We start from the raw sequence: 21,886 nt of genomic DNA, 5'->3' as shown, positions 1-21,886 counted from the left end.
GCCGGAAGAACAACGGGCGTCAGTCTCCTATTCCCTCCATGGGATATGGGACTGACGTCTGTTTTTATCTCTTCTCCTATTGTCTAAGTCCATGGTACAGGGCACCAAGGAGTTCACCGCCCGGATCCTGGCTCAGTTCCCAAACCATAGCGCCGCCTAATTTTTTCGACTTAATATAATCTGTTTTATAGCCTATGGATTTGGGATCTTCATAGCTTATAAAGATCGTACCGTTAAACAGCCAGGGAACCTTGGACTGGGCATGGAAATGACCGGTATACCCTGCTTTATTTAAATAATTGTCTTTAATGGCCTGATACCCAATGGAATTGGAACCGCCGAAGGACTGGTATAATCCATTGTTTGAATCCTTAACAGAGGAATATAAATATCCATAAAAGGGGATGCCCATTACCAGCTTTTCCGCGGGAAAAGAGGCACCCAGCCAGGCAGTAACAGCCCTGTCCACACTCATTTTATACTGAGGGGAAGGATCGTCGTTGTCATATAAGGGAGCAAGAAGATCCGTATTAGAATCCCAGTATCCATGCAGATCGTAAGTCATGATATTTGCGTAATCCAGATACTGGGCCAGCTTTGAAAGTTCTACATTTTTTATGTAAGAATCATCCGCGCCTCCTGCAATGGTCAATAAGTAATGCTTATTGTCAACAACTCCCCGTACATCCAGCTTTTCACGGATCTTTTTAAGAAGCAGAGTGAAATTCTTCTTATCTTCCCCACGCCTTGCGTTTGCCGCCAGGCCTCCGCTGACCGGATACTCCCAGTCTAAATCAACTCCATCAAAGCCATATGTAATAATAAAATCAACGCAGCTATCTGCAAATGCAGTCCTGGTCTCCTCTGTCAGGGCAGCGTCCGAGAATTTTCCGGACCAGTTCCAGCCTCCAACGGAAATTAAGGTTTTTAAATCCGGATAGGTCTGCTTTAAGGAATTTAAACGCTTTATGTTGTCAGGATCCACGTCAGGATATCCCAGAGTTAGCTTTAAGTCAGAACCAATGTTGGCAAAAGCATAATTAATATGGGTCAGCTTCCCGGCATCGATCTGGTTTGGATAGTAATTATAATAGGCCGCCCATGCTGCATAATACCCAACCAATTTACCGGACTGACGGGCTGAGGGGTCCGTGACAGGCGAAGCGGACGATTCTGCGGCAGACGGTTCCACTGCGGGTTGAGAAGATGATTCCGCGGCTGGTGAAGCAGCCGTTTCTGCGGCAAGGAAAGCAGCCGTTTCAGGATTATCAGCAATGGCTTTCGGGGAAAGGGGAACCGGTGTGTCTGCAACGGTAAGGGTTGTGGGATTCTGGGAAGATTCCAGGGAAATTCTGTCAGGCGTTTCAGCAAATACTCCCCTGCCTAAGAAACACCCCAGCATAATCAGCATAAAAACAGAAGCAGACAGAAAAATCTTCTTCCTATTACTTTTTTTCATCACATGATCCTTTTCTCTCTTTTATTTTTTCCAGTATACCATGCTGGTTTTTCTTTGAACAATGCGCAAAAAATGGATCAGTTGTATATTTATGGATGTTTTTATTCCTGGTTTTACGTTTCTGTTATTATCAGCCTCACGACTATTTCAGGCAGAAAAAGCCTGAATTCCGGCATTTTTACAAGAATGCGGATTTTATTTGGTATCTGAAATTTCAAAAAATACAGTCTACTCTTCGTCGATAGGAATATTCTTTTATGTATGGTATGATTATATAAATGATCCTAAATATCTAAATGTCAAAAGGAGGGAATCGAATGAATGAAACATTAAATGTAATAGCAAAACGGTATTCTTGCCGTGATTTTAAAAATGAAATGCCGTCTGACGAGATACTCCAGGCCATTGCAGAAGCCGCAATACAGGCGCCAAGCGGAATGAACCGCCAGGCGTGGAGAGTTATTGTTGTAAAAGACAAAGATTTGATAAACGATTTGGAAACCGAGGGTATGTCCTATCTGGCCAGCATGGAAGATAAATCCTCATATAACAGAATTATGGAACGTGGCGGAAGATTATTCTATGGGGCGCCATGCATGATTGCCGTCCCTATTGATCCGGCACAATATGCTCCTGCACTGATTGACTGTGGCATCTTGTGTCAGAATATCACTTTGGCTGCAACCTCTCTGGGCATAGCCAACATTATGTGCGGATTTACCGGGTTGGCATTTGCCAGCGGGACTCGGTCGGCAGAATTCAGCAAGCGTCTGGGATTCCCTGATGGTTATGCTTTTGGTTGTTCCGTTTTGCTGGGATATGCCAATACGGAGAAGGCTCCTCATGTTCCGGATAAGGAGAAGATTTTTTTATTGAATAATAATCTTATAGAAAAAGTATTAAACTTTTAGACTGTTTCGAGAATTATATCAGAATAAAATTGGTGATAATAGGACATTTCTTTATGTTCCTGCCGAGGGTGTACGTTTGTGAAACGCATACCCTCTTTTGTTTTATTCCCTTCTATTCATACGCCAGTTGCCTAAACTTATATAATAAAGATTTTCTGGGCTTTTCCGAATTTTGTTTTCGAAGTATAGTATTGCTTGATGTTGTATAGATATAGTATAATTTCCCATAGAAACATAAAATCCAGAGTACATTTGTTATATAAATTAAATACAAGGAGAATAAATATGATGAAATCAATTAAATTCCTGTTATGTATCATAGGTATAACTCTAGGAATTTCAACTACCGCATTTGCGGGTCAATGGCAACAAGACAATATTGGCTGGTATTATCAAAATGATGATGGCAGTTATGTCATAAATGATTGGTTAACTCTTAGTGACACAGAGAAATACCATTTTGATGAAAATGGTTATATGCAAACTGGAGTAATAGAGGTCAATGAGTTAAAATATTATCTTTATGAAGATGGCCGCTTAACCTATAATTGGAATACGCCAGAAGGCTATAGAGTTGACTATACAGGTCGAATTATCGAGGATGACACTCCAGGATTAACCTTCCTGTTTATAGCAGGAACAGATAATCCCCAATTGGACCATTTAATCGTTTGCATGTTTAGAAACGAAAGTAACCAAGAATTCACTGTAGATCCAATCATTGAAGTTAATACTAATGGTTTAGTAAAACAATTTTCCATGGTCGACATTTATACTTTAACACCATGCGATTATGGACAAGTTCAAACAAACGAGACTCAGTATTTTTCGTTTATTGCGCAAGATCTTCAGAACTTTAGTTTTAATGATAATACAAGAATAACTGCAAAAATTAGATATAATTCGAACTCTTATGAAGAAAGTCTCGTACTCATAAAATTATATCGCTTCCATTTTGAATAATAAATGCTTTCTTAAGAAATTGCTTTAATGATAACATTTCCAATAGTACCATACCGGAAAGGCCAAATTTCAGGCACTAAAATAAGTCCATATACTTATATTCTTACAGGCATATGGACTTATTAAGAGAACCAATTTTTTATTATACGATCTTATAATTTAACCGTCTCCCGCAAAGCACATTCTTATATCTTAAATATTCCACTCTTCCGCAACAAATACCGTTATTTTACTATAATTTACAATAGCCTCATATCTTTCGCCGCACTATAAATATCCACAAAAAACCTTTCTATTTCACAGCGTCATCCCCATCCTCCGCCTCCAGCAAATAAGGCGTGATCTGATATACATAGAAGTTCAGCCAATTCCCATACAGCGTATTGGCCCCATTCCTCCAATTCAGTACAGGCACTGTATCAGGGTCATCATTTTCATAATAATTACATGGAATCTCAGGCTTCAATCCCTTCCCCAGGTCCCGGTGATATTCCCCATCCAAAGTCATGCGGTCATATTCCGGATGTCCCTGGACAAATACCCGCTTTCCGTCCCGGCTCATGACCAGAAGGATCCCGGCCTCCTTTGATTCTGCCAGGATCACCAGCTCCGGATGCTTTTCAATGTCCTCTCTCCTCACCTCCGTATAACGGGAATGAGGTGCCATCACATAATCATCCAGGCTGCGCACAAGGGGGACCTTCCGGTCCAGAACCTTATGCCGGTAAATGCCGGACAGCTTGTTCTCTCTTTTGTATTTTGGTATGCCATAATGGTAATATAAGCCCGCCTGAGCCCCCCAGCAGATATGAAGGGAACTGGTCACATGGGTCTTGCTCCATTCCATGATCTTCTTTAGCTCTTCCCAGTAATTAACCTCTTCAAATTCTATGTTCTCCACCGGCGCTCCGGTGATGATCATGCCGTCGAATTTTCTTTTCTTTACCTCGTCAAAATAAACGTAAAATTTATTTAAGTGACTGGCCGACGTATTCTTGGAAGTGTGGCTCTCCAGCATCAAAAAGGTACCGTCCACCTGCAGGGGAGTGTTGGACAAGGCCCGGAGAAGCTGGGTCTCGGTCTCCTCTTTTATCGGCATGAGGTTGATGATCAAAATCTGAAGAGGACGGATGTCCTGGCTTAAAGCCCGGTCCTCATCCATCATAAAAATGTTCTCTTTTTCCAGTATGGCTTTTGCAGGTAAATCCTTTTGTACTTTAATGGGCATAATTTATTCCTCCAGCATCTTTATGAAATCCTCTTCTGAAATAATGGGCACTCCCAGTTCCTTTGCCTTTTTATTTTTGGAGGAATTGGACGTTGTATCGTTGTTGATCAAATAGGTTGTCTTGGAAGTCACCGAACCTGTGGCCTTGCCTCCATGGGCTTCAATGGCCTCCTGAAGGGCTTTCCTGTTTTCAAAATGATCCACAGAGCCTGTAATGACAAATACCATGCCTTCAAAGATTCCGTCCCCCCGGACTTCTGCCCCGCCTTCAATGGTGACTTCTGACAACAGGCGGTCCACCATCTGGTTGTTCTTCTCTTCCTTAAAATAAGTAATCCATGCATCCGCCAGTACTTTGCCGATACCGGGAACTGAGATCAGCTCCTCTTCCTCTGCCACCCGCATTTTCCCAAAATCAAACTTGAATTCCTGACACAGCATCTTTGCATTTGCCAAGCCGATTCCAGCGATCCCCATGCCATAGATCAGCCTTGGAAGAGTCGTATGGGAGGCCTTTTTCACCGCCTGGATCAGGTTGTCATAGGACTTCTTTCCAAAGCCCTCCATCTGGGTGATGGTTTCCTCATACTGCTCTAAGTGGAAAATATCTGCAAATTCCCGGATAAATCCGGCTCCGATAAATTTCTCCAGGGTCGCCTCCGACAAACCATCAATATTCAAGGCATTCCTGCTGACAAAAAGGGTAAAGCCTTTCAGCCGCTTGGCCTGGCAGTCCGGATTGATGCAGTATAAACTCTTGACATCATTCACATTGCGGATCTCCGTACTTCCTCCACAGACGGGACATTGATCGGGGATCCGTATCTTTTTGCTCCTGGTCATATTGTCGGCGATCTGGGGGATGATCATGTTGGCCTTATAAACCGTGATCTCATCTCCCTCTCCCAGCTCTAAGGCCTCCATAATGCTTAGGTTGTGGACGCTGGCCCGGCTTACCGTGGTCCCTTCCAGCTCCACCGGGTCAAAGATTGCCACCGGGTTAATAAGCCCGGTCCTGGACGCACTCCACTCGATGTGGTCAAGCCTGGTTTCCCTGATTTCATCGGCCCACTTAAACGCCATGGCATTACGGGGGAATTTGGACGTACGGCCAAGAGATTCTCCGTAAGCGATATCATCAAACAGAAGCACCAGCCCGTCTGATGGAATATCATAACTGGAAATGGCCTTGGAAAACTCCTCCACCGCCTCCGGCAGGGTATCTCCGGTCACCATTTGATAATCCACCACACCAAAGCCCTGCCTCTTTAACCATTCAAACTGCTCTTTTCTGGAGTTTTTAAAATCAACACCCTCTGCCGTTACAAGGGAAAATGCTTTAAAGTTCACATTTCTCTGGGCTGTGATCTGGTTGTTTAACTGCCTTACGGAACCGCTGCATAAGTTCCTGGGATTTTTATATTTGGCGGCCACCTCTCCGATCTCTTCGTTGATCCTGTTAAAATCCGAATACTTGATCACTGCTTCCCCCCGCAGGATAAGCTCTCCCTCATGGGATATATTTAAAGGAATATTGGAAAATACTTTTGCGTTATTTGTGATGACCTCTCCGATCTCTCCGTTTCCTCTGGTCACGGCCTTCTGAAGGGTCCCATGGTTATAAGAAAGAACTACGGTCAGCCCGTCAAGCTTCCAGGACAGCACTCCGTTCTGGCTGCCCAGCCACTCCTGCAGGCTTTCTACGCTCTTGGTTTTATCAAGGGAAAGCATGGGGCTTTCGTGGGCTTCCTTGGGAAGCTCGCTTAAAACCTGGTATCCCACATTCTGGGTGGGGCTTTTGGAAAAAATGACGCCTGTCTCCTCCTCCAGCTCCTTTAGTTCATCGTAGAGCCTGTCATATTCAAAATTGCTCATGATCTCCCGGCTTTCCTGGTAGTAAACCTTTCCTGCAGCCGTAAGAAGGTTAACCAGTTCTTTCATTCTGCTTATTTTACCGTCCATCAGACTTCTCCTTTTTCTGTTCTTTATGAGAAAGATTTGTCGAGCCCTTTAAGGCCTCTTTCATCTGGTGGTACTCCCTTTTCGAAAGCTGCCGGTAAGCGCCGGCTTTTAAATCTCCCAGTTCAATATTCATGATCCGCATTCGTTTTAACATCCGTACTTCAAAGCCAAGCTGGCCGCACATTCGGCGGATCTGGCGGTTTAGTCCCTGGGTCAGGATAATGTGGAAGGCTTTTTCTCCTGCCTTAGTCACACGGCAAGGCCTGGTTGTCACATTCAGTTCCGGAAGGAAAACTCCCTTTTTCATATGACTGATGAAATCATCGGTGACCGGGCGGTTGACCTTCACCAGATATTCTTTTTCATGAGCATTTCCGCCGCGCATCATTTTATTCACCAGAGAGCCCTGGTTGGTCATGAGGATCAGCCCCTCGGAATCCTTGTCCAGGCGGCCCACAGGATAGATTCTCACCGGATAACCTACCATATCCACGATGTTGGGGGCGCGGTCCTTATCCGATGTGGTGCATACGATTCCCTTAGGCTTATGGACTGCCAGAAAAACCGACTCTTCTTTATGGCTTTGATCTCCCTTTCCCGCCTGGATCGTGCGGCCTTTTATGGTGACTGACTGGCCGGGAAGAACCCTCTGGCCGGGTACAGCAGCCTGTCCGTTTATGGAAACCTTTCCCGCTTCAATGAAGCGGTCCGCCTCCCTTCGGGAACATACCCCGGCTTCACTTAAAAATTTATTCAGACGGATTCCTTCTGTCTCCATGTTTCCTCTTTCCTGCCCATGCTTTTGGGCATAATGGTATCCCCCCATGGGGTTCGTTCTCCCTTACTGTATACTAAATAAAAATTATAACATTACCGGGAAGGAACGTCAATTCATCTGCATATTTTGGCGGGGGTTTTCTCCCTCTCCCTATACAGGCGTATATTATGATAGAATTTTCACATTTTTACGAAAAATGTCCTTCCATTTTATATCAACAGTTGAATTTTCTGGAATTTTATTATAAAATGTAAGAAGATATATAAAACTTTTTCATTAACTTTAGGAGGAATTGCTATGCCGTGGACACCAAATTTATCCGTAGGGATATCAATGATTGACGATCAGCATAAAACGTGGTTCGAGAAAGCAGAAAAGCTGTTTGAGGCAGGAAAAAACAACCGGGCCAAGGAATACGTTGGAGAGCTTCTTGATTTTTTGGATGATTACACAAAGAAGCATTTTGCAGACGAAGAAAAATATATGATGAGCATTCACTATCCCGCCTATGGGGAACAGAAACAGGCTCATACCGCTTTCATCGCACAACTGGATAAACTACGCAGTGAATATAAATCTTCCGGAGGCAACTTACTGGTGATTTTAAACGCCAACCAAATGGTAGTGGATTGGCTCACAAAGCATATTTCCAACATGGACAAAAAAATAGGTGAGTATGCAAAAAGCGCTCACTGATGATCGCACATGAAAAAAGGGCAGCCTTGTCGGCCGCCTTTTTTCGTGTCCGTTTAAATAAACTTATATTTCACTTCACATCCATAGCATATCCGGCTGCAGATGTTTACCACCCGCTCCATAACAGCAGATATTCTTCCCGTATCAACCTCAATATCCATTTCTTTTAAGTCTTCCGAGATTCTGATATCTTTCACCCCGTCAACCTTGGCAATCTCGCCTTCGATTCTTTTGGCTTTCAACCGGTCTGACAGGGCGTAAACGTGGTAGATTCTGCTCACACGCTTCACCCTCCTTTCCCATTTGGGATTCTACCCCTATTGTAGACAAAGAAAGGGTATTTTAAACATCAGGTGAAGGCCCTTGCAATGGCCGTGAATAAAAAGCATACCACAAACCCGGTTACAGTGGGCACAAGCCAGGAAACAGCCGTCCATTTCATGCTCTGTGTCTCTTTCCTGATGGTAAGGCAGGTGGTGGAACATGGCCAGTGCATCAGAGAGAACAGCATGGTGCTGACCGCAGTGATCCAGGTCCAGCCATTGGCCACAAGAAGCTCCCTTAAGACGGATAAATCACTGATTTCCAACAGACTTCCTTCCGCCATATAGGCCATGATGATGATGGGTACCACGATTTCATTGGCCGGAAAACCCAGAATAAAGGCCAGAAGAATGACTCCATCTAAGCCCATGAGCCTGGCAAAGGGATCCAGGAAACCGGAACAATGGGCCAGAAGGGTCGCATCTGCCACGGTTATATTGGCCAGAAGCCAGATGACCAGGCCTGCCGGTGCCGCTACTACGATGGCACGCCCCAACACAAATAAGGTGCGGTCAAATATGGAACGCACAATGACCTTGCCGATCTGAGGCCTCCGGTAGGGGGGCAGCTCCAGGGTAAAAGAGGAGGGAACCCCTTTTAATATGGTGGCCGACAAAAGCTTTGATATGACGAGGGTCATAACAATTCCCAAAACAATCACGCATGACAGGATCGCCGCCGATAATATAGAAGAAAACACACCGGTTGCTCCTCCTACAAAAAACATGGTTATGATGGCGATCATGGTAGGAAAACGCCCGTTGCATGGCACAAAATTATTTGTGATCATGGCGATCAGACGTTCTCTTGGGGAATCGATGATCCGGCAGCCGATGATTCCGGCCGCATTGCATCCAAACCCCATGCACATGATAGCGGAAATTTATGCCAAACCATCTGTTTCTTCTGCCGGAGCCAGCACCCTGTAATAGATCCGGATGGTCTGGCACTTATTGCATTTATTGCCTTTCTCCCCCTCTTCCCCTTCGCCGCTTTGGAAAACCTCGATCCTGTCTATGAATTTTCCCAGCAAATCAGAGGAAAGCCCCTTTTCCTGGCTTATTTCTTCCAACAGCCGGGAAAGCAGACCGGAAACAGCAGGCTCTCCTTCCTGTGCCGGAGGACAGGATCTTTGGATCAGAGCCAGACTTTCCCGGATTTCTTTTTCTTCCTTTTCACAAGAGTCCAGCATTTTATAAAACCTCTCCTCCCCGATCCTTCCGTTTACCCGGTCCTCATAGAACTTTCCGATCATGGATTCAAGCTCACTCTCTCTCCTTTTGAGTGAGGCCACCGCTTTTTTTTCACCGGGCATTTCTCTCGGGACCAATGGTTTCCGAAGCGCTTCGTCAATTTCTGCCGTTTCCTCTTCTGTAAAGGAAAGGAGACTTCGTATTTCCTCCAGTACCACCTTATAAAGAAGTTGGTAATCCATAAAGTGATTGGTGCACTCCCTTCTTCCGTACAGCTTATATCCTCCGCATACCAGCTTGCGGGACTTATTTTTCCCTCCTGCACCTGTGGAGGACATGTTCCTGCCGCAGTCCCCGCACCTGGCAAACCCGGAAAAAATATTGGTAAAATCTGTTTCCGCCGCTGTTTTACGGGAAACACTCCGTCTCCTTACCCGTTCAAAAACCTCTCTGGAAATAAGCGGCTCATGCATATCCTCAACCACCACCCACTCTTTCCTGGGTTTTCGAAGGGTCACGGTGCTTTTAAAGGAAACCTTCACCGTTTTTCCCTGGACGATATGGCCTAAATATACGGGATTGCTTAACAGCTTGCAGACCGTGCCTGATGTCCATTCTTTCCTTTTTGAGTAAGTGTCCGGATTCAAATAGGGACGTCCGGCACAGCGGTACATGGCAGGAGTCAGAACATTTCTCTGATTTAGAAGCTCAGCAATCCGGGATGGGGCCTCTCCCTGCTCTGCCCATTGAAAGATCTCCCGGACAATGACAGCAGCCACGGGATCAACGAGAAGGTGGTTTTTATCCTCCGGGTCCTTCTCATAGCCATAGGGCGCAAAATTCCCAATAAATGCCCCCTCTTTTATTTTCGTCTGAAAGGCGCTGCGGATCTTTTTTGAAGTATCCCTGGCGTACATTTCATTTATAATGTTTTTAAAAGGGGCGATATCGCTCCAGGGACTGTCGGAATCATACCCGTCATTGACCGCTATGTAACGGATTCCCCTGGAAGGGAAATAGATTTCCGTAAGCTGTCCTGTCATGATATAATCCCGGCCAAGGCGGGACAAATCCTTGGTGATCACCAGGTTCACCTGTTTTGCTTCTATGTCCTTTAACAGCCGCTTCCAGGCCGGGCGGTCAAAATTTGTTCCGCTGTATCCATCATCCACATACTCCCTGTATATGTCAAAGCCATTTTCCATGGCATAGGAGCAAAGCATTTTGCGCTGAGTGCTGATGCTGGAACTTTCCCCTGGGCCATCGTCATCCTTTGACAGCCGCATGTAGAGCGCCGCCCTGTAGCAGGCTGGCAGACCGCCGCTCCTTGGCGCGTTCATAATGGAAACGCTCCTGCCTCACGCCATATTTTCAGCAATTCCGAAATCATCCTTGTTACATTTTTTCCCCCTGCAGGGATATGTTCTGCCTTTGTAATGAAGCTTTTTTCCTCATAGGCTGCCTGATTTAACAAATCCATCTCATACACCTCCTGAAAAATCTTATTCCGGCAGGTTTGTACCATATACTATGGAGGCTTTCTCGATTTAAGAGCATTTATTTGTGTAATCATGACCACTTCCCCATAAGAAGGGCCTCATAATCTCCCCAACAATTATTTTTCCTTTTGTACGCGCCTCTTTATAGCCATAGTCCCCAAAACAAGACCTGACAATAGTGCGGCCAATCCAAACAAATAGGAAAGTGGAATCAAAGCAAACGGCTCTACCAGAAATCCTTCTGCAGTCACATAACTGCCAATCATATTATATGCCACCAAGCAGCCAACACTGGCAATAATAGAAAAAAGTAATGTGCCTGTAAAAAAAGCCGACAATTTATCCTGCTTCCACCTTTTTGCAATATTATGCATAATTTTAACATCCTCCGTATTTTTGATTGTTTTTATTTCCATGTCAATCTGTTCCAATTCGTCACGGCACTTTTCACAGGTCGATAAATGCTCTTCAATTAATTTACGGCTGTCCTCACTGCATACATTGTCATGATACAACGGGAGCAAGTCCTTTATTATTTCACAGGTTATACGCATTCTATTCTCTCCTTTAATTTCATTTTTGCCCGGTAGTAAGTGACTCTCGCCCAACTTTCTGTCTTTTCAAATAAGCTCCCTATCTGTGAAAAGGATAAATCTCCAAATACCCGCAGCATAAAAACCTCCTTATAGGGTTCGTCTAAGCCATGAAGTACTTTATGAATGTTAAATACAGATTCTTTTGTCAACAGCCGCTGCTCAATATTTACATCTGCCAGAATATCTTCAGCCTCAGTCAGGTCCTCATGATACGTTTCTTTCTTTTTGTATGTGTAAAATGTATTTTTTGCAATTTGACATAACCAGACATAGAGCTTGCACTTGCCATCAAATTTATGGATATTTCTTAATGCCTTAAAAAATGTTTCTTGTGTTATCTCTTCTGCGATCATTTCATCCCTGCTTATTGACAGAACATATTTATAGACATCCTTAAAGTAAAGACTGTATATTTCATCGAAGTCCGCCACCTTCTCACCTCGCTTTCATACATAAGACTGCGGAGAATCGAATTCGTTACAATTATTTTGAAAAAAGTTGCGTATCTCTTTGACACGATAAATGAAAATTATATCAATTTTATCTGATTATTGATACCGGCTGGAAACCGCTGATCCATTTTGATTAAAGTAAATACAATCCCCACTCTGATAGTGCCAGGCAGACTGAATGATTTTGGGCTGCAATATTCCGTTTATGGAATAATATTCACGAAAATAAGCCGACCAATCCGCTTCTGTTTCGCTGCCGTCCATATTTACAGCGCTCTGTCACTGGTACGGAAAGAGAGCAGTTCCCCGGTTTCAGCAAAAGTAAAAATGCCCTCTGCGTTTATACCTTCCCAGGTGATACTTGCTCTCACATTGGCTTCGTCCATTGGCTCCCATTTTACAAACTCCTGCAATGCAGCGCTTGGTACCATTAAATATTCCGCCAGCCAGGTTACAATGCAAGCTCTATCCATACTTCCCCCCGTTGATCAAATAAGGGAATGACCTTTGCAAGCATCCCCTTCATACTGCCTTTGCCATTTTCATAAGAATCAAGCCCTTCAAAAGGGATACCTGACAGAGAGGAGGAAATCAGCGCAAACCGTTCCGGCCTTTCCACAAGATTATACTGTTTATAATCAAATTTTATGGTTTTTTTATCTGACATTACAAAATCCACATGAGTCAGTGCCACCTTCATGCATATACATTTTAGGCGTCCCAAGATACCCCCAGGCAGTCATTTATTAGCATCCTTCCCAGTAAAACCCTCCCTGTATTCATTGGGAGAAACGCCAGTTACCCGCCTGAACTGGGTGTAAAAAGCCGAAAGGCTCTCAAAACCGCTTTGTAAGGCAATGGGCAAGATATTATCCGGCGTATTGGCCAGGAGTTCCTTTGCCCTGTCTACACGCAAACCGTTTAAATATTCCACCGGAGTCTTTTCATATTGATTCTGAAATAACTGGTGGATTCTGTTTCTGCTGAGCCCAAGCCCTTTTAATTCTTCTATTAAGCGGCTATGATCAGCGAAATAAAGATCATAAACCCCTTTAATTTTTTCCGCGTTCTCTTTCTGAGGCTGAAATTCCAGTAAATCAGGCCGGCAGCGTTTACAGGGGCGAAGCCCGCTTTCACGGGCCTGCTCCGCCGTATCAAAGAACTCAATATTTTCCCGTTTAGGACTTTTGGATTTGCAGGAAGGACGGCAGAAAATACCTGTTGTTTTTACTCCATAGCAGAATCTGCCGTCATAAGCCTCATCACATGCCAGAGCGGCCTTCCATTTCTCCTCTTCTGTCAGCATATTGAAATACTTCCTTTCATTTTTTCTGCGCAATTTTTCATGGCTTCCGTTTCATTGCCCGGATTTGATTTTTTGTCTCTTTGTCCACTTTTAAGGATTCCGTAATCTTCTGCAATGCCTTGTTGTAAGTGAAATCATCCAAACAGTTATTCTTCAGATAAACCATGGTTCGCTCCGGATACTGAACATAGCAGGCGGATACTGCCCACGCCACTGCCATCTTTGCATAATAGCCCTGGTGCTGTAAGGCGTCCAGAATATTCAGCACTTCACTGACCGTTGTTTCCTGAATGTAATAGAAAATCAGCATCACAACCGCAAACCGGATGTCAAATACCCGTTCTGATTGAAAGTAGGGCTTGAGAAAATCCCATACCCGGTCCGAATGGTTCCTGGTAAATTTAAGTCCTGCACAAAAGCTGTCGCATACCGACCAGTTGTGGACTTTCGGGACAAACTCCTTGATATAGAGGAGCCGCTCTTCAACCGGACACGTTACACAGCCGATCACCATGCCTTGCAGCATGATTTCCTCAAAGGAATCCTCCCCTGCTGTTTGCAGATATTCCTTCCAATCTGACTGTGCCAGCCGTTTTGCTATTTTACGCAGTATGGGAAGGCGGACACCTAACACATGATCCGTATTGGGGAACAGGCCGGAGGAGAACACGCGGTAGTCTTCTTCTGAAAGCGCTATTAATTGCTGCTTTATATTTTCCCCAACCGTCACGCAATGATCCCCGCCCTCCCGGGAAACCTCATATATTGTTTCAATGGGCGGCAGTCTTTTCAACATGATCCTTTTCTCTTCCTTTGTTTTTGTTTTCTGAAAGTCTCCATAAATAAATGGAAGCCACCGAGCCATAGGGCGAGTACCGGTCTTTGCATACTTCAAATTCGCTCTTTGCCAGTTTGGGAAATCCATATAATTTTTCCATTCCCCGGCGAATGGCCATGTCGCCCCAACTGACCACATCGGGGCGTTCCAGGCAGTTGATGAGCAGCATTTCCGCGGTCCAAAGCCCCACTCCTTTTATAGCCGTCAGGCGGGGGACGACCTCCTGGTCCGGCAGCTCCCGCAAATCGTCCAGGCATACCTTTCCCTGTAAAATGTCTTTTGACAGTTCAGAGATGGCAACAGCCTTTTTCATGATCATACCGCAGCGCTGGATGTCATCGGCTGAAACAGCCCACAGGTTTTCCGGAGTGATATCGCCCAAACGTTCCTGCATACGGCTCCATACAGTGTTTGCTGAAGTTGCAGATACCAACTGGCCTATGACAGCATAGACCAGAGCCGCAAACGGGTCAGGAATTACCTGGCGCTCTACCCATCCCAGCCGTGTCATCGCGGCGCCAAGTATAGGATCTGCTGAGGCGAGATATTCCACTTCCTTTTTGCCGTAGTCAAAGAATTTCATTTCAACGGCCGGCATGTTTCCGCTCCAGCTCCAATAATTGTTCCTTGACTTCCAAGCCAGCCGCATAGCCTGTCAGCTTACCGTCTGAGCCGACTACCCGATGACACGGCGTCAGGATCAGAATCGGATTTTTGTTATTTGCCATTCCCACAGCACGGGAAGCATCCGGCCGGCCGATCATTTCCCCAACCTGCTTATAGCTTCGTGTTTCTCCATATGGAATTCTGCCCAGGGCTTCCCATACGGCTCTTTGAAATTCCGTTCCAATGGCAGCCAGGGGCAGGTCAAATGCCCTGCTTGTCCCGTCCAGATACTCCTTAATCTGCTTTTCTGCTTTCTCCAGCAAAGGCGTTTTCTGCCTGCCGGAGATTTCACAGACATCTTTTGCAAAAAATAATTCCGTAATAAACCCAGCCGTTTCAGATATTCCGATCATCCCCAGCGTGGTTTTAATAAATGCCGTATGTTTCATAAGATTTACCTCCTTCTTATATTCCTAATATATACGAAATTTTTCTGCATGTCTTCCTATTTTGCACCATTTAATTTTCATATAAAATAAAGCCAAAGATATATTCCTTATTAAAGTGCATGAAAAATCAGTGCTGAGACCCACAATCCAGGATTTCAGCACTGATTTAACTTATACGGAGAAAGGTGCCGCTCAACGGCTTTAAACCAGCCATTTTACAGCCCCCTCCTCTCCCCTTGTTATGGTTTACTTACCCTACTTCTAAATCATCTCTCTTCTTCTTTTCTCATGCGGCTGACGGCTGCGTAAGCAGCTAGCAAAATTCCTGATATAATTGCTGCAAATCCCTGAATGGGTGATCTGTCGCCAGTCTTTGGAAGACCTGCCAGCGGTCTGCTGCCGTCATCGATGAGAAGGATACTGTCTGCCCCATTCCCATCTCCCGGTAAAACAGCTAGCGGAACAGGTTCCGGTTCAACCATAACGGCATTGTCTCCAGGGCCTCCTGATGCATATGGCCGGCTGGAATTGGGTGTTAAACCGCTGCCTCCTCCAAAACTGCCTCCTGAGCTTCCCCCTGAGCTTCTTCTTTCTACCGTTAACACTCCTTCCCCATAAGAAATATTATAATTTGCTATAGCTGAAACCGGATCAACAAACCGAATGGCGTAATTGCCTGCCCCGCTGCTTCCAGTAGCTTCCGTGGTCAGTTGCAGCTTAAGCCCCAGTCCTTCCAGGGTCTCTCCATTTATAAGGCCCTGAATACTGTAAGTTAATTCCGGATTAGAGCTTCCCTGGGTCTTTGACCTATTGGCCGCAGTTACTGTTATATCTGCCTTGTGGACGGTCAGGGTCCCATGGGCTGTTACCAGTCCTGAATAGCTGTCCGTCACATCAACCCCGGCTGCATTTTTAATGACAACGTAGGCAATTCTGTTCTTCTGTGTTCCTGCATTGGTTATCCTGGAATCCTCTGTCATGGCCACCTTATCCATATGGTCTCCCGCTTTAAGACTTCCCTCCATGCTGTATTCTGCCCTGGCCAGTTCCTTTCCGTCGTAGACTTTTTCTGCATCCAATGCCGTGATTACAAGGGCTTCCCCGTTCTTTTCCACCACCAGGATTCCATCTTCATAGCCGATCCTGTAATTCTTGGTTTCCTTTTCCGGATCCTTGAAGATAATATTGTAAGCACCGGCGGGACTGGTCTTTGCCGCTTCTGTAGATAATATGACCTTTACGCCCAGCCCTTCAAGAGTTTCTCCGTTTTCAAGACCTTTTACCGTATACTCCAGTGCCGGTACTTCCTCTCCATACCTTTTTGTCTTATCTGCCGCCGTCACCGTAATCTGGGCTTTATTAACCGTCAGGGTCCCTTCTGCTATGATCAGTCCTGCATAGCTTTCTGTTACATCCTGGCCGGCTCCATTTCTGATGACAACATAGTCTATCTTATTTTTCTGTGTGCCAGCATCAGTTATCCTGGAATCTGTTGTCATGACGACCTTATCAATATAGTCTCCGTCTTCAAGGCTTCCTGTCACGGTATACTCTGACCTGGTCAGTTCTGTTCCGTCGTATGCCTTTTCTGCATCTAACGCCGTGATTACAAGGGTTCCTTCATTCTTTCCCACACTTAAGTTTCCGTCTTCATAGGTGATCTTATAATTCTTTGTTTCTTCCACCTTATTCCTGAAAGAAATCTCATAATCTCCGGCTGGGCTGGCCTTTGTCGCTTCCGTATAAAGCTCTACGGTTACATGAAGCCCTTCAAGGGTTTCTCCATTTTTAAGACCTTCCACTGTATAGGTTAAAGCAGGTATTTCCTCACCATAGTTTTTCGCCTTATCTGCAGCCTTCACCATCACCTGTGCCTGACTGACCGTAAGGGTTCCTTCTGCAGTCTTTAAACTGCTGTAGTTTTTCGTCACGTTTTCCCCTGCCGCATTTTTAATCACCACAGACTTGATCTGGTTTCTTTGTGTTCCCACATCTGTTATAGAAGATTCCCTGGTCATCTCTACGCTGGAAACATAATCCCCTGATGCAAGCTGGCCGCTTACTTCGTATCCTCCCTCTGTCAGTGCTGTTCCATCATATGCCTTGATCCCGTTCTTGGCCGTAATCACGATATCCGCTGCATTCCGCTTTACAACCAATATTCCTGGAACATAGGTAATTAAATAGTTGGCCGTACTTATTACAGGAGCATCAAAGGTAATGGGATAAACGCCTGCCGGACTCTTTTCATCAGCATTGGTTTCCAGCTTTGGTTCTATCCCAAGGCCTGAGGGTGTCTCTCCGTTTACAAAACCTGTGTTTTCGTATTCCAGCCTGGGGTTGGATTCTCCATATACCTTATACGTTGACTTTGCTATTACAAATGCAACGGCCTTTGTTACGATCAACTGGCCATCAGCCAGTTTTAAGTTCCCATAGTTGGCAGTTACCTCCGCTCCGGCTGCATTCTTAATGACAACATACTTAATACTGTTTTTCTGCAGGCCTGCATCCGTTATTCTGGAATCCTCTGTCATAACCACCTTATCAATATAATCTCCGCTGGCAAGGCTTCCTCTCACACTGTACGCGGATTTCGTCAATTCCTTTCCGTCGTAGACCTTAACTGCACTTAATGCCCTGATTTCAACGGCTCCTGTGAAAACGCCTACATTCAGGGTTCCATCTTTATAGCTGATCTCATAGTTCTTTGTTTCCTTTACCGGATTCCTGAACATGATTGCATAATTTCCCACAGGGCTGGTCTTGGTTGCTTCTGTATAAAGCTCTGCCTTCACATTAAGCCCTGAAAGGGTTTCTCCATTTTTAAGGCCTTCCGCTTTATACGTCAGAGCCGGTACGTTCTCTCCGTATTTTTTGGTCTTATTTTCAGCCGTCACTGTCACCGGAGCCTTGCTTACGGTCAAGGTCCCTTCTGCCGTTGTCAGTCCTGAATAGCTGGCTGTTACATCCTGGCCGGCTCCATTCCTGATAACAACGGAGTCTATTCTGTTGCTCTGCGTGCCTGCGTCCTTTATCCTGGAATCCGCAGTCATGACCACATGGTCAATATAGTCTCCATCTACAAGGCTTCCTGTCATTCGGTACCCTGCATTGGTCAGTTCTGTTCCGTCGTATATTTTAGACCCATCCAGCGCCTTAACCACAATGGTTTCCGGGTACTTTCCTATATTCAGAGTTCCATCCTTATAGCTGATCTCATAGTTCTTTGTTTCCGTTGCCTGATTTCTGAAGGTGATCACATAATCCCCAACAGGACTGGCCTTGGTTGCTCCCGTATAAGGCTCTATCTTAACATTAAGCCCTTCAAGGGTTTCTCCGTTTTTAAGTCCTTCTGCCGTATACGTCAGAGCCGGTACGTCCTCTCCGTATTTCTTCGCCTTATCTTCAGCCGTCACTGTCACCGGAGCTTTGGTTACCGTGAGAATTCCATCATTGGATTTGATATCATACTTATCAGTAACAACCGTTCCACCAGCATCCTTGACCCCAATGCTTTCAATATGGTTTGTTACCTGCCCCGCCTCTGTAATGGAACCGCTTAAAACCACCTCCAGCCGGTCACCGTCACGAAGATTTCCGCCGGTCAACTGATACCCACCGGTCAATGGAGTGCCATCGTAGGCTCTGCTTATGGAATCCCCAGTCACCTCTATATTAAATTTCTCAAGATAATAAAGATCTAATACGGTAGTGCCGTCCCCATTTACTGTTCCTTCGGTCTTACTGTCAATAAGCCCTTCAAGATACAAATATCCTTTAATGATTTTTGCATAAGCGCTATCATATATTTTACTTTCAGTAGCCGCATATTCTGTCTCCGGAGATCCGTCCGCCAGCTTAAAATCTCCAGCCTTATCCCCCACTGTATCTGATTTCTGCAGCCAGTAATTTACATGAAATGCCGTGGAACTTGCCGGTCCCCAGATTGCATACAAAGTTACATTTTTCTCAGGCATGACAAATGATCTGGTACCGCTTTCCGTATACGTTGGTGACACAGCGTTTTTGTTTTCATCCCATCCGAGGAATACATATCCCGGTTTTGCCGGCAGAGAAGTAAATTCAACATTTACGGGTTTTCCCTTTTCATATTGTTTGGAAGCAGGAACAGGAAGCTGCCCTGTATTTGCATCATAAGTCAGCGTGGACTTCTTGGAATTAAACCAAAAATATACATGGCCATTGATGCTTTCCCAGGTATCATAATTATACAGAGTTCCCAATAGGAAATAAAAAGATTGAAACGAGGGATCTTTGTCATCATTTTTCAAAGTAGCTTTTACAAAAGTATACTCTTTACTTAGATTTAGTCTGTCAAGTACCACACCAGCATAATACGAAACACTATATGGAATTCCAGGTAAAACTGATTCTGTAATCATTCCATTTGAATAATCAATTTCTTTACCAGTACCCATATCCATCAAATGGATTCTTAAATCCGCCCATGATAAAATACTGACAAACCGAATGGTGTAGGTTGAAAAATGCTCCGCCTCAAAGGAAACCTCATCAACCGCATTTTCACTGTCAACCATAACCGGAGCAGCTACGGCCTCTAAAGCCGTCACCTCTTCTGCAGAAACCCTGTCTACCGTCTCTGCTGCCACATCCACGTCCATATTCAAGTGCAGAATATCAATGCTGTCTGCGGCCTGGCTCTTCTCTTTAATCGGTGCGCCTGCAAAGGTCACGTCAACATATCCATGATCGCTCCAGCTATTATCCAGCTCTTCGCCGTTATAATACAGCTTAATGTCATATGCCAGCACATCGTTGACTGTGCTCTCTTCTCCTGTCACATTTGCAGATTTTTCCCGGACAGCATCCTTTACCTTATCAGTTACTTCTGTAATCCTTGCTTCTGTTCCTGCCGGAAGAATTCCCTGTTCCGCGTAAAGGCTGACCGTAACTCCGTTCATCGTTTTTTCAAACCTAAACTCCGGATGCTCTCCGGTGGCAGCCGTAGTGATCACAACCTCCTGTTCCCCCGTCACCTCAGTTATGGTATAGTGCCCCGTTCCAGGAGCTGATGCATCGGAACCTTCTGCTTCCTCAGCTTCTAATGTCTCTCCATTCACTGTAACAGCACTGACCTCATAACCAATCTGCGGCGTCACGGTAAATGAAAGAGCCTGGTTTTCACCTATCATTTCAGGGCCTTCTGCATATGCCGTTCCAGCCGGTTCTACTGTGTAAGTCACTTGATAGCCTTCTGCCGATACGTCAACGTGAAGCTGGTTTAAAGTAGCAGTATATGCCCTTGCATAACAGGATTCGTCCAGCAGCACCGCACCGTAAGACTTTCCTCCGGTGGTTCCGCCAATGGGCGCTTCATCCGCTTCTGAGGCTGTGGATACAGCATAGAAAGAATCTGTGAGAACTGGAAGCACATGCCTTGAAACAGAGACCTGGACATCTGCAGGCTCCTGGCCTTCAACGGACTTGTCTTCATGCCTTGACTGACTGTCACTGTTTCCTTTATCCTGACTGCTGCCAACCGCTGCTCCGTCATCTTCAGAAACACTATCAGGATTTCCAGCCTCTGCTTCTTTATCATCACCAGATGGAGACTCACCGGAATTTATCTCTGTCCCGCCGCCTGATGGGTCGCCTGGTTTTATCTCTGTCCCACTGTCTGCCGGGCCACTGGGGGTTACTTCTGTCCCACCGCCTGATGAGTCACTGGGGTTTCCCTCCGTCCCGCTGCCTGATGGGGCACTGGGATTTGCCTCTGTCCCGCTGCCTGACGGGGAACTGGGGTTTCCCTCTGTCCCGCTGCCTGATGGGTCACTGGGATTTGCCTCTGTCCCGCTGCCTGACGGGGCACTGGGGTTTTCCTCTGTCCCGCTGCCTGACGGGGCACTGGGGTTTTCCTCTGTCCCGCTGCCTGACGGATCACCAGGAGTTGTTGCCTCCTCCTGATTCGCACCGCTCCCACCAGGTTCTGCCACATCTGGCTTTACACCGGCTCCGGGGGTTCCGGAAATGGCCGAGGCGTTTTCAGAAAAAGCTTTTACGCTGACCTTCTGAGTCAGGTAACCGTCAATATCACACCGGAAAGTAATCCTGCTTTCAGATTCGTTTACATACAGGAAGATGATTTCTTCATTGCCTGTGAGAAGAGATCCACCATGATTAGGTACACGGACGAACATCCTCAGCTCTGCCCCATAGGCACCGGCCTCTTCATCCATGTCATAGCTGGGCATAAATTCATACACCAGCCCTCTTCCAAATAATTTCTCATATTCTTTTTTTAGGGATAAATCCTCATCCCCAAGGCCTAAGTCCTCCACATGGAATATTTCCCCTGAATCGATTGCAGCCTGTGCAGAATCCCGCAATTCGTTTCCACTTATCAAAAAAGTGGCATTCTCATTTTCAAATGCCTTCCCCACATCTGCCCATGACACCATATGAAATGATGTCATAGTCAGACAAAATGCAAGGAAACCTGCCAGGCTCTGTCTGAACCTTCTTTTTAATTTCTTCATACAACTCTCCTTCCAGCCTAAGCTATCTAAATAATACCAATTAACTTAAGGGTAAACCCATGGTAATCTTTGGCTTATACTGCAAACGCTGCTTCTTTTCCTCCT

18 protein-coding genes and 2 pseudogenes are annotated in these 21,886 nt (G+C 45.4%); 3 read left to right on the top strand and 17 right to left on the bottom strand.

All coding sequences use genetic code 11. The features are described from left to right. Positions 1 to 76: 76 nt before the first annotated feature. On the bottom strand, positions 77 to 1,459 hold the full coding sequence (locus tag ACYVD3_RS16625; RefSeq protein ID WP_460643601.1) for a glycoside hydrolase family 18 protein: 1,383 nt from the start codon (positions 1,457 to 1,459) through the stop codon (positions 77 to 79). A gap of 317 nt (positions 1,460 to 1,776) precedes the next feature. On the opposite strand from ACYVD3_RS16625, the gene ACYVD3_RS16620 reads away from it, so the two are divergent. Both ACYVD3_RS16620 and ACYVD3_RS16615 read left to right on the top strand, forming a co-directional pair. Continuing rightward, entirely contained in the window at positions 1,777 to 2,370 is a 594-nt protein-coding gene (locus ACYVD3_RS16620; RefSeq protein ID WP_460643600.1) for a nitroreductase, read from the top strand. A gap of 285 nt (positions 2,371 to 2,655) precedes the next feature. Continuing rightward, positions 2,656 to 3,333 (top strand): hypothetical protein, encoded by a 678-nt coding sequence (locus ACYVD3_RS16615; protein WP_460643599.1) that lies wholly within the window; start codon positions 2,656 to 2,658, stop codon positions 3,331 to 3,333. A 292-nt stretch (positions 3,334 to 3,625) separates the two neighbouring features. On the opposite strand, the gene metA is transcribed toward ACYVD3_RS16615, so the two are convergent. From metA to ACYVD3_RS16600, 3 genes are read right to left on the bottom strand one after another with little or no spacing between them, the layout of a single operon-like run. Continuing rightward, positions 3,626 to 4,561 carry a homoserine O-acetyltransferase MetA gene (metA, locus tag ACYVD3_RS16610; protein WP_460643598.1) on the bottom strand — a complete coding sequence of 312 codons (936 nt, stop codon included), beginning with the start codon at positions 4,559 to 4,561 and terminating at the stop codon, positions 3,626 to 3,628. Positions 4,562 to 4,564: 3 nt separating this feature from the next. Continuing rightward, positions 4,565 to 6,523: an NAD-dependent DNA ligase LigA gene (ligA, locus tag ACYVD3_RS16605; RefSeq protein ID WP_460643597.1), complete on the bottom strand. Its 1,959-nt coding sequence runs from the start codon at positions 6,521 to 6,523 to the stop codon at positions 4,565 to 4,567. Next, on the bottom strand, positions 6,513 to 7,301 hold the full coding sequence (locus ACYVD3_RS16600; RefSeq protein WP_460643750.1) for a pseudouridine synthase: 789 nt from the start codon (positions 7,299 to 7,301) through the stop codon (positions 6,513 to 6,515). Before ACYVD3_RS16600 ends, ligA begins: the two co-directional genes overlap by 11 nt. Before the next feature lie 297 nt (positions 7,302 to 7,598). Between ACYVD3_RS16600 and ACYVD3_RS16595 the strand changes: the two genes are divergently transcribed. Next, entirely contained in the window at positions 7,599 to 7,997 is a 399-nt protein-coding gene (locus tag ACYVD3_RS16595; RefSeq protein ID WP_460643596.1) for a bacteriohemerythrin, read from the top strand. Between the two features lie 53 nt (positions 7,998 to 8,050). Here ACYVD3_RS16595 and ACYVD3_RS16590 read toward each other — a convergent pair whose 3' ends face one another. From ACYVD3_RS16590 to ACYVD3_RS16530, 13 genes and pseudogenes are all read right to left on the bottom strand, one after another. Continuing rightward, positions 8,051 to 8,278 (bottom strand): hypothetical protein, encoded by a 228-nt coding sequence (locus tag ACYVD3_RS16590; protein ID WP_460643595.1) that lies wholly within the window; start codon positions 8,276 to 8,278, stop codon positions 8,051 to 8,053. Positions 8,279 to 8,346: 68 nt separating this feature from the next. Beyond that, positions 8,347 to 9,192 (bottom strand): annotated as a pseudogene (locus ACYVD3_RS16585) (nucleoside recognition domain-containing protein); the annotation flags it as partial. Positions 9,193 to 9,204: 12 nt separating this feature from the next. After that, the gene (locus tag ACYVD3_RS16580) at positions 9,205 to 10,854 is read right to left on the bottom strand and encodes a recombinase family protein (RefSeq protein WP_460643594.1); all 1,650 of its coding nucleotides are present in this window, start codon (positions 10,852 to 10,854) and stop codon (positions 9,205 to 9,207) included. Further along, on the bottom strand, positions 10,851 to 10,994 hold the full coding sequence (locus ACYVD3_RS16575) for a hypothetical protein (RefSeq protein ID WP_460643593.1): 144 nt from the start codon (positions 10,992 to 10,994) through the stop codon (positions 10,851 to 10,853). Before ACYVD3_RS16575 ends, ACYVD3_RS16580 begins: the two co-directional genes overlap by 4 nt. 135 nt (positions 10,995 to 11,129) lie before the next feature. Beyond that, positions 11,130 to 11,567, bottom strand: a complete 438-nt coding sequence (locus tag ACYVD3_RS16570; protein ID WP_460643592.1) for a DUF3955 domain-containing protein — start codon at positions 11,565 to 11,567, stop codon at positions 11,130 to 11,132. Then, the gene (locus ACYVD3_RS16565; RefSeq protein WP_460643591.1) at positions 11,558 to 12,040 is read right to left on the bottom strand and encodes an RNA polymerase sigma factor; all 483 of its coding nucleotides are present in this window, start codon (positions 12,038 to 12,040) and stop codon (positions 11,558 to 11,560) included. The genes ACYVD3_RS16570 and ACYVD3_RS16565 overlap by 10 nt, the downstream gene beginning before the upstream one ends. Positions 12,041 to 12,157: 117 nt before the next feature. After that, positions 12,158 to 12,325 (bottom strand): DUF6544 family protein, encoded by a 168-nt coding sequence (locus ACYVD3_RS16560; RefSeq protein WP_460643590.1) that lies wholly within the window; start codon positions 12,323 to 12,325, stop codon positions 12,158 to 12,160. 2 nt (positions 12,326 to 12,327) lie between these two features. Continuing rightward, positions 12,328 to 12,728 (bottom strand): annotated as a pseudogene (locus ACYVD3_RS16555) (DUF6544 family protein). Positions 12,729 to 12,800: 72 nt separating this feature from the next. Continuing rightward, a complete protein-coding gene (locus ACYVD3_RS16550; protein ID WP_460643589.1) occupies positions 12,801 to 13,367 on the bottom strand; it encodes a bifunctional transcriptional activator/DNA repair enzyme AdaA in 567 nt (188 codons plus the stop codon). A gap of 37 nt (positions 13,368 to 13,404) precedes the next feature. Continuing rightward, the gene (locus ACYVD3_RS16545; protein WP_460643588.1) at positions 13,405 to 14,163 is read right to left on the bottom strand and encodes a DNA alkylation repair protein; all 759 of its coding nucleotides are present in this window, start codon (positions 14,161 to 14,163) and stop codon (positions 13,405 to 13,407) included. After that, entirely contained in the window at positions 14,138 to 14,803 is a 666-nt protein-coding gene (locus tag ACYVD3_RS16540) for a DNA-3-methyladenine glycosylase family protein (RefSeq protein WP_460643587.1), read from the bottom strand. Before ACYVD3_RS16540 ends, ACYVD3_RS16545 begins: the two co-directional genes overlap by 26 nt. After that, on the bottom strand, positions 14,790 to 15,260 hold the full coding sequence (locus tag ACYVD3_RS16535; RefSeq protein ID WP_460643586.1) for a methylated-DNA--[protein]-cysteine S-methyltransferase: 471 nt from the start codon (positions 15,258 to 15,260) through the stop codon (positions 14,790 to 14,792). Before ACYVD3_RS16535 ends, ACYVD3_RS16540 begins: the two co-directional genes overlap by 14 nt. Before the next feature lie 266 nt (positions 15,261 to 15,526). Continuing rightward, the gene (locus ACYVD3_RS16530; RefSeq protein WP_460643585.1) at positions 15,527 to 21,781 is read right to left on the bottom strand and encodes a doubled motif LPXTG anchor domain-containing protein; all 6,255 of its coding nucleotides are present in this window, start codon (positions 21,779 to 21,781) and stop codon (positions 15,527 to 15,529) included. Positions 21,782 to 21,886: the final 105 nt, after the last annotated feature.

The organism is Lacrimispora brassicae (assembly GCF_054772055.1).
This window is presented reverse-complemented; position numbering and strand designations above follow the sequence as displayed.